Below are 13857 nucleotides of genomic sequence, written 5' to 3'. Positions count from 1 at the left end.
CGGAGAAGCGTCATCCCTTCGCCGCAGCCTCCAGTCCGGCGATATCCAGCTTCACCATTTCCAGCATCGCTTCGGCCACGCGCTTGGCCTTGGCGCGGTCCGGGTCCATCGTCAGCTCCATCAGCCGCTTGGGAGTGATCTGCCAGTACAGGCCCCAGCGGTCGCGCAGCCAGCCGCATTGCTCGATCTGTCCACCGTCGCCCAATGCGTCCCACAGGCGGTCGATCTCGGCCTGGGTTTCGCATTCGACCATGATCGAGATGCTGTGGTTGAACGGAGCGAGCTGCCCCGCCTCGAAGGCCATGTAGCGCTGGTCACCCAGGGTGAAGCCCATGATCTTCACGCTGCCGGCCGGCCCGCTGGGCGAGTCTGCGGCAAGTGCAGTGTCCCAGTCGAGCGAGGAACCTGGGATCAGCGACGTGTAGAAGCGGAGCGCCGCCTCCATGTCCTTTGCGAACCAGAGGCATTGCGTGACCTTCATCATCGGCTGTTCCTTCCATGACGGGCGCCAGACGGTGAAAAGGCCGGCGCATGATCCAAGGGCATAAGCGGCCCGCCCGTTCCGGCGGGGCCGGTGAAAATAAACAGATTAGTGTTGACTAATCAATAAGTGATGGCTAATATAATCTCCATGAACACTGAAGGCGTTGATATCTCTGTCGTTATGCGCGCGCTCGCCGATCCCACCCGGCGCGCCGTGTTCGAGCGCGTCGCCGGCAGCCGGGAGATCACCGTGGCCGAACTGACGCGCGGCAGCGGGGTGACCCAGGGCGCCGTCTCACAGCATCTGAAGTCGCTGAAGCAGGCCGGACTGGTCATCGAGCGCCCGGAAGGCCGCAACGTCTATTACCGGGCCCAGCCCGCAGGCCTGATGCCGCTGGCCGACTGGATGAACCACTACAGCGTATTCTGGCGCGAGAGCCTCGACCGGCTGCGCGTTTTCCTGGAGGACATTGATCCATGATCAATCTCGCAGTCAAACAGCAGGCGCAGTCGATCGTGGTGGACGAGGTCTTCCCCCATAAGCCGGAGATTCTCTGGAAAGCCATCACCACCGGCGCGCTGATGGCGCGCTGGATGATGGAGCCGACCGGCTTCGAGCCGGTGGAGGGCAACCGGTTCACCTTCAAGACGACACCGGCCGGCGCCTGGGATGGTCTCATCCGCTGTCAGGTGCTGGAGGTGAAGCCGCACGAGCGCTTCTCCTACGCCTGGATCGGTGGTGACGAGGGCAATGTCGGCTACGGCTCGAAGCTGGATACGGTCGTGACCTTCACGCTGACCAAGGTGCAGACCGGCACGCGGCTGCGGCTGGAGCATTCCGGTTTCGTGCTGCCGAAGAACGACACGGCCTATACGAACATGAGCCAGGGCTGGGTCAAATGCGCGCGCAACCTCGACAGCGTCGCCGACGACCTGGACTGATCGAAGCCATCACACTGGAAGATTGACGTTTTCAACCGTTCGGGCCGCTGTGCTCCAACGGGCAGGGCACCCGCGTCGAAGGAGACGGGACATGACCAAGGCTTACACCGGCGGCTGCGCCTGCGGCGCGATCCGCTACGAGATTGCCGCCGAGCCGGTATTTTCCAATCATTGCCAGTGCCGTCACTGCCAGCAGGCGAGCGGCACCGGTCATGGTTCCTATCTCACCTTTGCCGGCCGCGAGGGCGTCAAACTCACCGGAGCTGCGACGCACTGGGACATGACGGGCGACAGCGGCCATGTTAAGACGAGCGGCTTCTGTCCAGTCTGCGGATCACCGGTCTATCTGACTTTCTCGGCCATGCCGGCGCTGTTCACCATCCACGCCGCCAGTCTGGACGATCCGTCGCGCTTTGTGCCGCAGGTTGTCACCTATGCCGCGCGCGGTTTCGCTTGGGACCGTCTCGATCCGGCCTTGCCGAAATTCGACCGGATGCCGCCGGCGCCATGATCCGCGATGTAAACGGAGATGCATGACATGACCAATTCCCGATATCGCTGGGTGATTGTTGCGGCCGGCGGCGTGCTGAGCTGCGTCGCCATCGGCGCGATGTTCTCGCTGCCCGTGTTCCTCGTGCCGATCTCGAAGGACACGGGCTGGTCGGTGACCGGCATCTCCACTGCGATGACCATCGCCTTTGTCTCGATGGCCGTGGGCAGCATGGCCTGGGGCAGTCTCTCGGATCGCTGGGGCCCGCGCCGGGTTGTGCTGATCGGCTCCTGCATCCTGGCCGCCAGTCTGGCGGCGGCCAGCCAGATGACATCGCTGCTCGGCTTCCAGCTTGTCTTCGGCCTGTTCGTCGGATGCGGCACCGCGGCGATCTTCGCGCCGATGATGGCCTGCGTGACCGGGTGGTTCGACACGCATCGCGCTTTGGCCGTGTCGCTGGTCTCTGCCGGCATGGGCATGGCGCCGATGACCATGTCACCGCTGGCGGCCTGGCTTGTCTCGGTCCATGACTGGCGTGTCTCGCTGCAGATCATCGCAGCGCTGGCGGCCGTCCTCATGATCCCGACAGCATTGCTGGTGCGACGCGCGCCGGCGCTCGACAGGCAGGCTGCCGCGACCATACCGGCGGGAGACGTGCAATCCAGCCTGTCGGTGGGGCAGGTCCTGCGGTCGTCGCCCTTCATCATCCTGCTGCTGACATATTTCCTGTGCTGCGCCACGCATGCCGGCCCGATTTTCCATACGGTGAGTTACGCCGTGAGCTGTGGGATTCCCATGATGGCTGCGGTCACCATCTACAGCGTGGAGGGCCTGGCTGGTCTGGGTGGGCGCATCGCTTTCGGCATCTTCGGCGACCGCTTCGGTGCCAAGCGCGTGCTGGTCATGGGGTTGCTGGCTCAGGCCTTTGCCGCGCTGGGCTTTGCCTTCGTGCGCGATCTCGGCGCGTTTTATACGGTGGCGGCGGTGTTCGGCTTTATCTATGCCGGCACCATGCCGCTCTATTCCGTCATTGCCCGCGAGAATTTCCCGCTGCGCATGATGGGCACGGTCATCGGGGGTACGGCGATGGCCGGCAGCTTCGGGATGGCGACCGGGCCGCTGATCGGCGGCCTGATTTACGACAGCTTCGCCAGCTATACTTGGCTCTATGTCGGCGCCTGGGGTCTGGGCATCGGCGCCTTCCTGATCGCCCTGACCTTCAAGCCTTTCCCGAAGGAGACGCAACCGGTGCCGGCCGCGGCCTGAAAGTCGGTGTTCCCCGTTTCCCGTCTGTAGCCACGCCTGACCAGATGCACTAGAAAAAGGTGAATTTGGCCGCGTTTAGGCGTTTTCCACAGGGATACGGGGACATGACTGCCACTGCAAAAATCCTGCTGCTCGGCTCCGGCGAGCTGGGGCGTGAATTCGTGATTTCCGCCAAGCGGCTGGGCGCTCATGTCATCGCTTGCGATGCCTATGCCGGCGCGCCGGCCATGCAGGTGGCCGATGAATGCGAGGTCTTCTCCATGCTGGACGGCGCGGCGCTGGGCGCCACCATCGAGAAGCACAAGCCCGATTTCATTGTGCCGGAAGTGGAAGCGATCCGCACCGAAGTGCTGAAGGATTTCGAGGATCGCGGCTTCAACGTGGTGCCTTCGGCGCGCGCGACGCAGATGACCATGAATCGCGACCGCATCCGCGATGTTGCCGCCAACGAGCTCGGCCTGCCGACGTCGAAATTCCTCTATGCCGAGAGCCTGGAGGACATGCGCGAGGCCGTGGCGAAGGTCGGCATTCCCTGCGTCGTAAAGCCAGTAATGTCTTCTTCAGGAAAAGGCCAGAGCACGGTGAAGGTGCAGGCCGATGTCGACAAGGCCTGGGACTATGCGGTGGCCGGCATGCGCGGTGACCGCAAGCGCGTGATCGTCGAGGCCTTCATCGCCTTCGATTACGAGATCACGCTGCTCACCATCCGCACCCGCGAGGGCGTGATCTTCTGCCCGCCGATCGGGCACCGGCAGGAGCGCGGCGACTATCAGGAAAGCTGGCAGCCGACGCCGATGTCGGACAAGGCTGTTGCCGAAGCCCAGCGTCAGGCCAAGGCCGTGGTCGACAATCTCGGCGGCTACGGCATCTTCGGCGTGGAATTCTTTGTGAAGAATGACGAAGTCATCTTCTCCGAGCTGTCGCCGCGGCCGCACGATACCGGCATGGTGACCATGATCTCGCAGAACCTGACCCAGTTCGATCTGCATGCGCGCGCTATCCTAGGCCTGCCAATCCCCGGCATCACTCAGTATGGCCCGAGCGCTTCGGCAGTGATCCTGGCCGATCGTGACGCGACAGAATTCACCGTCTCCGGCCTTGCCGATGCCCTGCAATCGCCGGCACCGGGCACAGTCGATGTGGATCTGCGCATCTTCAACAAGCCCACGACGCGGCCCTACCGCCGCATGGGCGTGGCGCTGGCGCGGGTGAAAACCGGCGATAGCGACAAGGCTCGCGAGGTCGCGCGTGCGGCGGCGGCCAAGGTGAAGATCAGCTATCAGAAGTGAAGCGGAGCCTGACATGACCATCGAGCGCAAGAACCCCGAAAACCTGGCCAAGCCGACCGGCTATACCCATGTCACCGTCGTGCCGGCCGGCCGGCAGGTGCATATCTCGGGTCAGGTCGCACTGGATGCCAGCGGCAATCTGGTCGGCAAGGGTGACCTCGCGGCGCAGACCGAACAGGTCTTCGCCAACCTGAAGGCCGCGCTGGCCTCGGTCGGCGCAGACTTCTCCAAGGTCTTCAAGATGGTCACCTATGTGGTCGACCTGACGCCGGACAAGCTGCCGGCGGTGCGCGGCGCGCGCGGTCGTGTGCTGGGCGATGGCCCCTATCCGGCCAGCACGCTGGTCGGCGTCACCGCGCTGGTCAATCCGGATTTCCTGATCGAGATCGAAGTGATCGCGACACTGGATTGAAGGCTGGGCGGCACCGATCAGCAGGAGGTCACACCGCACCTTCATCGGGGATCGGCAGCACGCGGCCGCAATGCTTGCAGTGCACGGCATCCATGTCGTGGATCTGCAGGGCGCAGTCGGGACACTCGAACCGCACCTTATGGGGCCGGAAGATCGCTTGCAGCAGGCGCAGGAACAGGCTGACGCCCACGATCATGATCAGTACCGCCAGCAGGCGCCCGCCTGGCCCGACCAGCGTGATGTCGCCAAAGCCCGTGGTGGTGAGTGTCGTGATGGTGAAATACAGCGCGTCGATATAGGTCTTGATGCCGCTGTTGATATTGTGCTGCGACACATAGACGAAAGACGTGACGATGAAGATGAATACGGCCAGCGTCAGGCTGCGCTGGATCACGTCTTCATAGAGCCGGAAGCGCAGCGAGTGGGCCCGCAGATCCTTCAGCAGGCGGTAGGAGCGCAGCAGGCGCAGCGCGCGGAACACGCGCAGGAAGGCGAGATTCTCCAGCAGCACCGGCAGGAAGAGCGAGGCGATCACGGCGATATCGGTCGCGGTCGCAAAGGTGAGGAGATATTTGCGGCGCTCGTTCTCGGCATAAAGGCGCGCCAGCAGTTCAATGGTCAGCAGCGCGCCGAGCGTGAAGTCGAGCGGTATGCGCCAAGCCGGTTCGATGAAGGAAGCCTCGACGATGAAGATCGCGATGGTCAGCACATCGAAGCCGACCAGACTGTAGCGGAAATTGCGGCCCAGGCGGCTGTCGCCGAAATAGAGCGCCCTGAGCCGGTCCCGGAACGAGTCTTTGGCGCTGGCTGAACGGGTCACGCGGGCTTCCTTCTCTGGGCAGTCTCGCCGGATCGGCGCATCGCACTGAATTTCATGGACAATTTTCCCGGTTGACGCAACGGGGGAGATTTTGTATTAAACCTATAGGTTATTTAACTGAATGGTTTAATTCGTCATGGCCGCCGATCATCTCAGCACAACGCTCGCCGCGCTCGCCGATCCCACTCGCCGCGCCATCCTGGCCCGTCTGGCGCTGGGGGAGGCCAGCGTGGGTGAGTTGGCCGAGCCTTTCGAGATGAGCATGCCGGCGGTCTCCAAGCATCTGAAGGTGCTGGAGCGCGCCGGCCTGATCAGCAGGGGGCGGGAGGCCCAGTGGCGCCCCTGCAAGCTGGAAGCCGGGCCGCTGCGCGATGTCGCCGGCTGGCTTGAGGAATACCGCAAGTTCTGGGATGCCAGCCTCGATCGCCTGGATGCCTACCTGACCGCGATGCAGACAGAGGAGGACGGGAAATGAGCGGTGCCGCCCAATCCAAAACTGGCAAGTCCGAAGCCGCCGCTGACCGCGAGATCGTCATCACCCGCGTGATCAATGCGCCGCGTGCCCGTGTCTTCCGCGCCTGGGTGGATGCGCGCCAACTGGCGCAATGGTGGGGGCCGCATGGCTACACCAATCCGGTCTGCGACATCGAACCGCGCGTGGGCGGTGCGCTGCGCATCGTCATGCGCGGCCCGGCGGGCACCGACCATCCGCTGAAAGGCGAGGTCTGCGAGATCGTCGAGAACGAACGTCTGGTCTACACCATGATGATCGACAACAGCACGGGTGCCTGGGATGAGTTTCGTGTCCCCAATGCCGTGCATGCCATCCAGTTCGAGGATGCGCCAGATAACAAGACCAAGCTGACCGTGGTCACCCGGCTGTCTACCGTGGCCGACCGCGAATTCATGGACAAGAACGGCCATCGCGAAGGCTTCACCCAAAGCCTCGAGCGCCTGGAAACCGTCGTCATGCGTACCTGATCCAACCCTAGAACAGAAAGACATCCCCATGTTGAAGATCCTTGCCATCGTGGCGGGCGTGCTGGTGCTCGTCCTCGCCGTCATCCTGGTCTGTGCCGCCACTAGGCCCGACGAATTCCGCGTCAGCCGCAGCGCCAGCATCAAGGCGGCGCCGGAGAAGATCGCGCCCTACATCAACGATCTGCGCCGCCATGTCGAATGGTCGCCCTGGGAGAAGATGGATCCCGGCATGACCCGTAGCTACAGCGGTCCGCCGGCCGGCGTGGGCCAGCATTACGACTGGGACAGCAAAAAGGACGTTGGCGCCGGCAGCCTGCATATCACCGAGATCACGGCGGCGCGCACCAAGATGAACCTCGACTTCACCCGCCCGTTCAAGAGCAACAACTTCGTCGAATTCGGCTTCGAGCCGAAGGGTGACGGCACCGAGGTCACCTGGACGATGTATGGCAACAGCCCCTACTGGGCCAAGGTCATGCATCTGTTCATGAACCCGGACAAGATGGTCGGCGGCGCGTTTGCGCAGGGCCTGGCCGATCTGAAGATCCTGGCCGAGAAGTAAGAGGGACCATCATCATGTCGAACGACGATTTTGTCATCACCCGAGTTTTCAACGCGCCGCGCCAGTTGGTCTGGGATGCACATACGAAGGAGGAGCATCTCAAGCACTGGTGGGGTCCGGCGGGGGCTGATGTCACGGTGTGCAGCATCGACCTGCGCGTCGGCGGCGTGTTCCACTATGGCCTGAAGATGCCGGGCGGTTTCCAGATCTGGGGCCGCTGGGTGTTCCGCGAGATCGCCGCGCCCGGCAAGCTGGTGGTGATCAGCAGCTTCGCCGACGCGCAGGGCAACATCGCCCAGAATCCCTGGAGCACCGAGTGGCCGGCCGAGCTGCTGAGCACCTTCACCTTCGAGGAAGAGCCCGGCGGCAAGACCCGTTTGACCGTGCGCTGGGCGCCCCATGATGCGCCGGAAGCCGGCCACAAGGTCTTCCAGGACGGCAAGGACAGCATGCAGCAGGGCTGGACCGGCACGCTGGACCGGCTGGAGAGCTACCTGCCCCCGGCGAAGTAACGGCCGAAGGACCATCCTCCCCGACGATCGGTGGCGGCGACTCGCGAGTCGCCGCCATCATTTTTGGTCAGGTTCATTTTGTGGAGTAGCGAGGGGCGCCGATCCGCTTCCATAATCCCGCCAACAGGGAGGCAGCATCATGGACAAGCTGTATTTCGGAGACCTGCAGGTCGGCCAGCGCTTTGTCAGCCCCGGCCATCCGCTGGACGAGGCGCAGATCAAGGCGTTTGCGCGCGACTTCGATCCGCAGCCCTTCCATCTCGACAACGAAGCGGCGAAAGGCACCATCTTCGGCGGCCTGGCCGGCAGCGGCTGGCATACGGCGGCGCTGACCATGAAGCTGCTGGTGCAATGCACGCCGCTGGCCGGCGGCATTCTTGGTGCGGGTGGCGAGATCAACTGGCCGCAGCCGACCCGGCCGGGCGACGTGCTGCGGGTCGAGGCCGAGATCATGGAGATATTCCCGTCCAAGCGGCCTGACCGCGGCTCGATCAGGATGCGCATCGAGACCAAGAACCAGCGTGACGAAATCCTGCAGACGTTTGCTGTGCGTGTTGTCGTGCCGGTCCGTCCTGCATGATAATGGGATGAGCAACAGCACAGGATGAGCCTCGTGGCGATCACCATCTACGGTATCAAGAACTGCGACACCATGAAGAAGGCGCGCACCTGGCTCGACAGCCATGGCGTCGCCCATGACTTCCACGACTACAAGGTCGAAGGCATCGATCGCGCCACGTTGGAAGGCTGGTGCGCGACCTTGGGCTGGGAGACCGTACTCAACCGCGCCGGCACGACGTTTCGCAAGCTGCCGGACAAGGACCGCGAGGGCCTGACCGAGAAAAAGGCCATCGCGCTGATGATGGCGCAGCCCTCGATGATCAAGCGTCCGATCCTCGATCTGGGGCGCGGCAAGCTGCTGGCCGGCTTCAAGCCGGAGACCTACGCGGCGGCGCTGGGCGCAAAGGCCGCCAAGAGCTGAGCCGTCCCTCTTGCCATTCGGCACCCGTCCCCTAACTGGGGACGGACCTGGCAGCGGAGGGTCCTCCAGTCCCGGAGGGAAGGGCTGCCAGCCTTATCTGGGAGATTCGAATGTCTTTGTCCATGCAGCAGGCCTCGGTGCCGGCTTTCACCCGTGCGCTCGACGTGCTGTCGGCGCTGCTCGCCAAGGGCGAGGCCTATGCGGCCGAGAAGGGCCTGAAGCCCGCCGAGATTCTGGACGCGCGGCTGGCGCCGGACATGTTCCCGCTGACCCGCCAGATCCAGTCGGCCTGTGATGCGGCCAAGTTCGGCGTGGCGCGCCCCGCGGGCGTGACGCCGCCCAGCGATCCCGATACCGAGCAGACCTTCGCCGAGCTGCAGGCGCGGATCAAGAAGACGCGCGACTTCATTCAGAGTGTCGACGCCAAGGCCTTTGACGAGGCTGCGACGCGCCCGGTCACCCTGAAGACGGCCACGGCGGAACTGAGCTTCACCGGCCAGAACTATCTGCTGGCCTTCGCGCTGCCCAACTTCTATTTCCACGTCGTCACGGCTTACGACATCCTGCGGCATAAGGGTCTGCCGCTGGTGAAGCGCGACTATCTCGGCGCCTTCACCGGCTGAGGCGCGTCAGCGTCCGAACCCCTGCCGGAACGTCGCGTAGAAGGGCCGCCAGTTCAGGGCGGCCCTGGCGCGCGCATTCTTCAGCCGGAAGGACGGGAAGCCTGCCGGTGCGCCGGTTTCGGGCGCGGGCAGGTTCAGGCTCTCGGCGATGAAGCGGAACACATCGCCCCATGGCGCCGGGCCGTCGTCGCAGATAATCAGCCGCTGGCGCGATGGCCAGCGCTGCACGGCGGCGACGGTGGCATCCGCCATGTCGGCGATATGCACCAGCGAGACGTAATCCGTGCCGTCGCCCGGAATGCGCAGCTTGCCGGCTGCCGCGCTGCCGAACCAGCGGTCGTCGAAGCCGGTGCCGGGTCCATAGAACAGCCCGCCACGCAGGATGATCCAGTTCAGCTCTGACGCTGCGATAGTCTCTTCCATTTCCAGTGCAGCATGGATGGCGCGCGTGGCGATGGTGTCGGCGGTTGGCGTATAGAGATGGTCTTCATCACTCCAGGCGTCGCTGCCCGATGCATTCACGAAGCTGATGCTCTGCTGGATGATGCGGCCAACGCCAGCCTCGCGGCAGGCAGCGATGAAGTTGGGCGCGCCTTCGACGCGTAAGCGGTCATTGGCGGCGAAGTCGCCGCGTCCACTCGGCCCGGGCAGCGTGGTGGCCAGGTTGATCGCGATGCTGCAACCCGCGAAGGCGGCGGCCATCGAGTCCGTGTCGAAGATGTCCCCAGTCCTCACCGTGGCGCCGCAGGCGCGCGCCACGCCGGCCGCTTCGGGGCGTCGAACGATGGCGGTGACTGGATGGCCGGCGTTGATCAGCCGCGGGATCAGGTGGCGGGCATAAACCCCGTTCCCGCCCAGGATGGCGATGGCGTCTGTCATGGCTGGCTTCCTCCTGCACGGGCCGGAAGCCTAGGACGGCAGGCGGGCGCTGCTCAAGGCCGACGTAGCGGAAGGTTATTTGCCGTCAAACCGCCGGCTGAAGATCACACGCGGCTCTTCGATGTAGCCCAGCGCCTCGTAGAAGGCGCGCACCTTGTCGTTTTCGGGCCGCACCATCAGCATGACTTTCGGAATGCCGCGCGCCTTCACCCAGTCCTCGGCCGCCGTCACCATCTGGCGGCCCATGCCGCCCTTCTGCAGGGCGGGCGAGACGGCGAGGTAGTAGAGCCAGCCGCGATGGCCGTCATGGCCGACCATGACGGTGGCGATCACGGCGCCGTCCTTGTCGGTTCCGACCAGGATGGTCGATTCCGGCTTGGAGATGCAGGTGGCGATGTCGCTGCCCGGGTCGTTCCATGGCCGCGTCAGGTCGCAGGCTTCCCACAGGGCAATCACGGCATCGCGGTCGATGGGGAGGTATGAGCGTATATTCATTCTTAAAACAGGTCCGGCCGCAATGCCGTGATCTCCGATGTCAGCCTTCGTATTTGAACGAGACTTTGAGTTTGGCGCGGTAGGCTTCGATCTTGCTGTTATTCATCTGCATATCAAGCTGCACCACTTCGGCGACGCGCAAATCGCGCAACGACTTGGCGGCACGGTCGACAGCGACTTTCGCCGCCTTTTCCCAGGAATCCTTGCTGGTGCCGACGATTTCGATGACTTTATAGACACTATCGGCCATGACGTTCTCCCGGTTGCCTGTTGGGCTGCGGGCCATCGCGAACCGCCGCGACGATGCGCAGCATGTGAACCCGTTTCTGTGACGGGCCACGGAGCCTAGACCGGTTACCAGGGGCGCGGAAGTGGAATATTGAGCCGGTCGGGAAGACTAATGCTCACTCTGGGCGGCACGGATCGACTCCACGCGGATTTCCTCTGTAAGGCGTGCTTTATAAGCTGCGAATTCCGGCGTGGTCTTCACCGTGTAATGGCGCGGATGCGGCAGGTCGATCGCGATGTCGCATTTCACCTTGCCGGGGCGGGCGGTCATCACCAGCACGCGGTTGGCCATGAAGATGGCTTCGTCGATGTCATGGGTGACGAACAGCACGGTCTTGCGGTCGGCCTCCCAGATGCCAAGAAGCAGCTCCTGCATGAGCGCGCGGGTCTGGTTGTCCAGCGCGCCGAAGGGCTCGTCCAGCAGCAGGATCTTCGGGTCGTTGGCCAGCGCGCGTGCCAGCGCCGTGCGCTGCTGCATGCCGCCCGACAGCATCTTGGGAAAATGATTCTCGAAGCCGCGCAGGCCGACCTGGTTGATGTAATGGTCGGCGATCTCGTTCTGCCGCTTCTCGGGCACGTTCTTCTCGCGCAGGCCGAAGCAGATATTCTGCCGCACGGTCAGCCAGGGGAAGAGGGTGTAGGACTGGAACACCATGCCGCGATCCGGTCCGGGCTGGGTGACGGCCATGCCGTCCAGCAGCACCTGGCCGGTGGTCGGCTGGTCGAGGCCGGCGACAATGCGCAGCATCGTGCTCTTGCCGCAGCCCGACGGGCCCAGCACGGTGATGAAGTCGTTGTCCTCGACCGACAGCGTGGTCGGCTCCAGCGCGCGGGTCGGCTGGCCGCCGCGCACGCCGGGGAAGACACGGCTGACGTTTTCGATGCGAAGCTTGCTCACTTGATGAAATACCAGGGATAGAGGCGCTGGTTGGCCTGCTTGAACAGGAAGTCGGAGATCAGTCCGATCAGGCCGATGATGAAGATGCCGAAGATCATCTGTCCGGTATCCAGCAGGCGCTGGCTGTCCATGATCATATGGCCGATGCCGCTCTGCGCGCCGATCAGCTCGGCGACGATCACATAAGTCCAGGCCCAGCCCAGCACCAGGCGCAGCGTTTCGGCGATCTGCGGCTGTGCGCCGGGCAGCAGCACGCGCAGCACGATACCGGAGCGTTTTGCCCCCAGCGTCTTGGAGGCTTCGACCAGGTCCATGCGGCTGCCGCCGACGATCACGGCAACCATCAGCACGATCTGGAAGAACGAGCCGATGATGATGACGGAGAATTTCTGCGCTTCGCCCACGCCGGCCCACAGGATCAGCAGCGGGATGAAGGCGGAGGCGGGCAGGTAGCGGGCAAAGGAGATGAAGGGCTCGAAGAAAGCCTCCACGCTTTTGAAGGCGCCCATCAGGATGCCCAGCGGCACGGCGCAGACGGCGGCGATGACAAAGCCGCCCAGCACGCGCCAGATGGTGATCGCGACATCGGCATGGAAATTATACTGGGTGAACAGCTCGATGCCGGATTTTGCGGCCTTGAGCGGGTCGGCCAGGAACAGCGGCGGTACGATGCCGCCGAAGGTGACGCCGCCCCAGAGAACGAAGAACACCACGAAGAACAGAATCCCCAGGGCGGTGCGCCGCCCTGGGGACACGGGTTTAAGCGGATCGAACACTTAAAATCCTGACTGAAAGAAGGTGACTTACTTGATGAAGCTGTCGTCGACCATGGGCTTGAGATCGGGGATCGCCTTGATCACGCCGGACTCGAGCTGAATATCGGCTGCTTCCTTCATGAAGGCCTGCAGGTCACCCTTGAAGTAGGCTTGGTTGGCGGCCTTGTCCTGCCAGGCGATGAACGAAGCCGACTTGGCGAAGTCTTCGCCGCTCTGCTTCACCTTGGCGCCCATGATCTCATTCGACTTGGCCGGTTCCTTCTTGATCATCTCCAGCGCGTCGAAGAAGCCGTTGACCACGCCTTGCACGGTCTTGGGGTTCTTCTTGATGAAGTCGGGCTGGAAGGCAACCATGTCGACCACGACCGGATATTCGATGGTGGTGTGCAGGATCTTGCCGGCATTCGGCGCGTTGCGGATCGAGGACAGATACGGCTCGTAGGTCGAGGCGGCATCATACTGGCCGGCGACGAAAGCCTGCGCGGCCGGGTTCGGGGCCAGCGTGGCATACTGCACGTCCTTCGGGCCCATGCCATTGCGCTTCAGCATCACCATCAGCACGAAATACGGCGTGGTACCGGCGCCATCGACGGCGATGGTCTTGCCCTTGAGGTCCTTCACCGAATTGATGGTGTTGCGCACGGCCAGGCCGTCGCCGCCCTTGGACTTGTCGAGCAGCAGCACCTGGGTCAGCGGGATGCCGGCGGCCGACCAGGCCACATAGGTGTCAACCGTGGTGGCGACCGCCTGGGTGGCGCCGGCCGCGACGGTGAGGTGACGTTCCTTCTGCGGGATGAACTTGATCTCGACATCGACGCCGTTCTTCTTGAACAGGCCGGCCTCGGCGGCCAGCGTCAGTGGCGCGAAGCCGGTCCAGCCGCTCATGCCCAGTACGATCTTGTCCTGCGCCATTGCCGGCGCAGCAGCGAGAAGGGCTGCAGTGGCAGCAGCCATCATCCCAAACTTCGGCATGCAAGTCTTCGTCATGTCTCAGAACCCCCGCTCTTATGTCATGTCCCCAAAATGGGGACGTTGCGGCCCTCATGGCCACAACGCAGATGCACAATTAAAGACCGTGCCGGGAAAGACGGCAAGACAAATAATCATGTATAGACAAGTGAACCCGGCCGGCCTTACCCTGCCTTCATCGGATGCAGCG

Annotated in this window: 21 protein-coding genes; 13 read left to right on the top strand and 8 right to left on the bottom strand. The window is 63.5% G+C overall.

Features of this window, described 5'->3' with window-relative positions:
- Positions 1–10 precede the first annotated feature (10 nt).
- On the bottom strand, positions 11–484 hold the full coding sequence (locus AC1RRT_RS01470; RefSeq protein WP_493011875.1) for a VOC family protein: 474 nt from the start codon (positions 482–484) through the stop codon (positions 11–13).
- Between the two features lie 147 nt (positions 485–631).
- On the opposite strand from AC1RRT_RS01470, the gene AC1RRT_RS01465 reads away from it, so the two are divergent.
- From AC1RRT_RS01465 to AC1RRT_RS01440, 6 genes are all read left to right on the top strand, one after another.
- A complete protein-coding gene (locus AC1RRT_RS01465) occupies positions 632–964 on the top strand; it encodes an ArsR/SmtB family transcription factor (protein ID WP_493011874.1) in 333 nt (110 codons plus the stop codon).
- Positions 961–1425 (top strand): SRPBCC family protein, encoded by a 465-nt coding sequence (locus AC1RRT_RS01460; protein WP_493011873.1) that lies wholly within the window; start codon positions 961–963, stop codon positions 1423–1425. The genes AC1RRT_RS01465 and AC1RRT_RS01460 overlap by 4 nt, the downstream gene beginning before the upstream one ends.
- A gap of 91 nt (positions 1426–1516) precedes the next feature.
- Entirely contained in the window at positions 1517–1936 is a 420-nt protein-coding gene (locus AC1RRT_RS01455) for a GFA family protein (RefSeq protein ID WP_493011872.1), read from the top strand.
- A gap of 27 nt (positions 1937–1963) precedes the next feature.
- A complete protein-coding gene (locus AC1RRT_RS01450; RefSeq protein WP_493011871.1) occupies positions 1964–3181 on the top strand; it encodes an MFS transporter in 1218 nt (405 codons plus the stop codon).
- A 104-nt stretch (positions 3182–3285) separates the two neighbouring features.
- Positions 3286–4470 carry a formate-dependent phosphoribosylglycinamide formyltransferase gene (purT, locus tag AC1RRT_RS01445; protein WP_493011870.1) on the top strand — a complete coding sequence of 395 codons (1185 nt, stop codon included), beginning with the start codon at positions 3286–3288 and terminating at the stop codon, positions 4468–4470.
- Positions 4471–4483: 13 nt separating this feature from the next.
- Positions 4484–4882, top strand: coding sequence for a RidA family protein (locus AC1RRT_RS01440; protein ID WP_493011869.1), 399 nt, complete (start codon positions 4484–4486; stop codon positions 4880–4882).
- A gap of 28 nt (positions 4883–4910) precedes the next feature.
- Here AC1RRT_RS01440 and AC1RRT_RS01435 read toward each other — a convergent pair whose 3' ends face one another.
- Positions 4911–5702 carry a potassium channel family protein gene (locus AC1RRT_RS01435; RefSeq protein ID WP_493011867.1) on the bottom strand — a complete coding sequence of 264 codons (792 nt, stop codon included), beginning with the start codon at positions 5700–5702 and terminating at the stop codon, positions 4911–4913.
- Between the two features lie 136 nt (positions 5703–5838).
- On the opposite strand from AC1RRT_RS01435, the gene AC1RRT_RS01430 reads away from it, so the two are divergent.
- From AC1RRT_RS01430 to AC1RRT_RS01400, 7 genes are all read left to right on the top strand, one after another.
- On the top strand, positions 5839–6177 hold the full coding sequence (locus AC1RRT_RS01430; protein ID WP_493011866.1) for an ArsR/SmtB family transcription factor: 339 nt from the start codon (positions 5839–5841) through the stop codon (positions 6175–6177).
- On the top strand, positions 6174–6683 hold the full coding sequence (locus AC1RRT_RS01425; RefSeq protein WP_493011865.1) for an SRPBCC family protein: 510 nt from the start codon (positions 6174–6176) through the stop codon (positions 6681–6683). The genes AC1RRT_RS01430 and AC1RRT_RS01425 overlap by 4 nt, the downstream gene beginning before the upstream one ends.
- Before the next feature lie 28 nt (positions 6684–6711).
- A complete protein-coding gene (locus tag AC1RRT_RS01420; protein ID WP_493011864.1) occupies positions 6712–7245 on the top strand; it encodes an SRPBCC family protein in 534 nt (177 codons plus the stop codon).
- A gap of 14 nt (positions 7246–7259) precedes the next feature.
- Positions 7260–7757, top strand: a complete 498-nt coding sequence (locus AC1RRT_RS01415) for an SRPBCC family protein (protein WP_493011863.1) — start codon at positions 7260–7262, stop codon at positions 7755–7757.
- 139 nt (positions 7758–7896) lie between these two features.
- Positions 7897–8337 carry a MaoC family dehydratase gene (locus AC1RRT_RS01410; protein WP_493011862.1) on the top strand — a complete coding sequence of 147 codons (441 nt, stop codon included), beginning with the start codon at positions 7897–7899 and terminating at the stop codon, positions 8335–8337.
- A gap of 33 nt (positions 8338–8370) precedes the next feature.
- Complete coding sequence (locus tag AC1RRT_RS01405; protein WP_493011861.1) at positions 8371–8739, top strand: ArsC family reductase; 369 nt, start codon at positions 8371–8373, stop codon at positions 8737–8739.
- 110 nt (positions 8740–8849) lie between these two features.
- Complete coding sequence (locus AC1RRT_RS01400; protein ID WP_493011860.1) at positions 8850–9362, top strand: DUF1993 domain-containing protein; 513 nt, start codon at positions 8850–8852, stop codon at positions 9360–9362.
- A gap of 6 nt (positions 9363–9368) precedes the next feature.
- Here the strand turns inward: AC1RRT_RS01400 and AC1RRT_RS01395 are convergent, their stop codons facing one another.
- The 6 genes from AC1RRT_RS01395 to AC1RRT_RS01370 all read right to left on the bottom strand — a co-directional run bounded on the left by AC1RRT_RS01395 (position 9369) and on the right by AC1RRT_RS01370 (position 13670).
- Positions 9369–10241 carry an NAD-dependent epimerase/dehydratase family protein gene (locus AC1RRT_RS01395; protein ID WP_493011859.1) on the bottom strand — a complete coding sequence of 291 codons (873 nt, stop codon included), beginning with the start codon at positions 10239–10241 and terminating at the stop codon, positions 9369–9371.
- Between the two features lie 75 nt (positions 10242–10316).
- Positions 10317–10736 carry a GNAT family acetyltransferase gene (locus tag AC1RRT_RS01390; protein ID WP_493011858.1) on the bottom strand — a complete coding sequence of 140 codons (420 nt, stop codon included), beginning with the start codon at positions 10734–10736 and terminating at the stop codon, positions 10317–10319.
- A 40-nt stretch (positions 10737–10776) separates the two neighbouring features.
- A complete protein-coding gene (locus AC1RRT_RS01385; protein ID WP_493011857.1) occupies positions 10777–10986 on the bottom strand; it encodes a dodecin family protein in 210 nt (69 codons plus the stop codon).
- A gap of 147 nt (positions 10987–11133) precedes the next feature.
- Positions 11134–11922: an ABC transporter ATP-binding protein gene (locus tag AC1RRT_RS01380; protein WP_493011856.1), complete on the bottom strand. Its 789-nt coding sequence runs from the start codon at positions 11920–11922 to the stop codon at positions 11134–11136.
- Positions 11919–12698, bottom strand: coding sequence for an ABC transporter permease (locus tag AC1RRT_RS01375; RefSeq protein WP_493011855.1), 780 nt, complete (start codon positions 12696–12698; stop codon positions 11919–11921). The genes AC1RRT_RS01380 and AC1RRT_RS01375 overlap by 4 nt, the downstream gene beginning before the upstream one ends.
- Before the next feature lie 27 nt (positions 12699–12725).
- Entirely contained in the window at positions 12726–13670 is a 945-nt protein-coding gene (locus tag AC1RRT_RS01370; protein ID WP_493011854.1) for an ABC transporter substrate-binding protein, read from the bottom strand.
- Positions 13671–13857 lie beyond the last annotated feature (187 nt).

The organism is Ferrovibrio sp. GW821-FHT12B10, assembly GCF_058807515.1.
The sequence above is the reverse complement of the archived record's forward strand: the minus strand, read 5'-3'. Positions and strand labels throughout refer to the sequence as shown.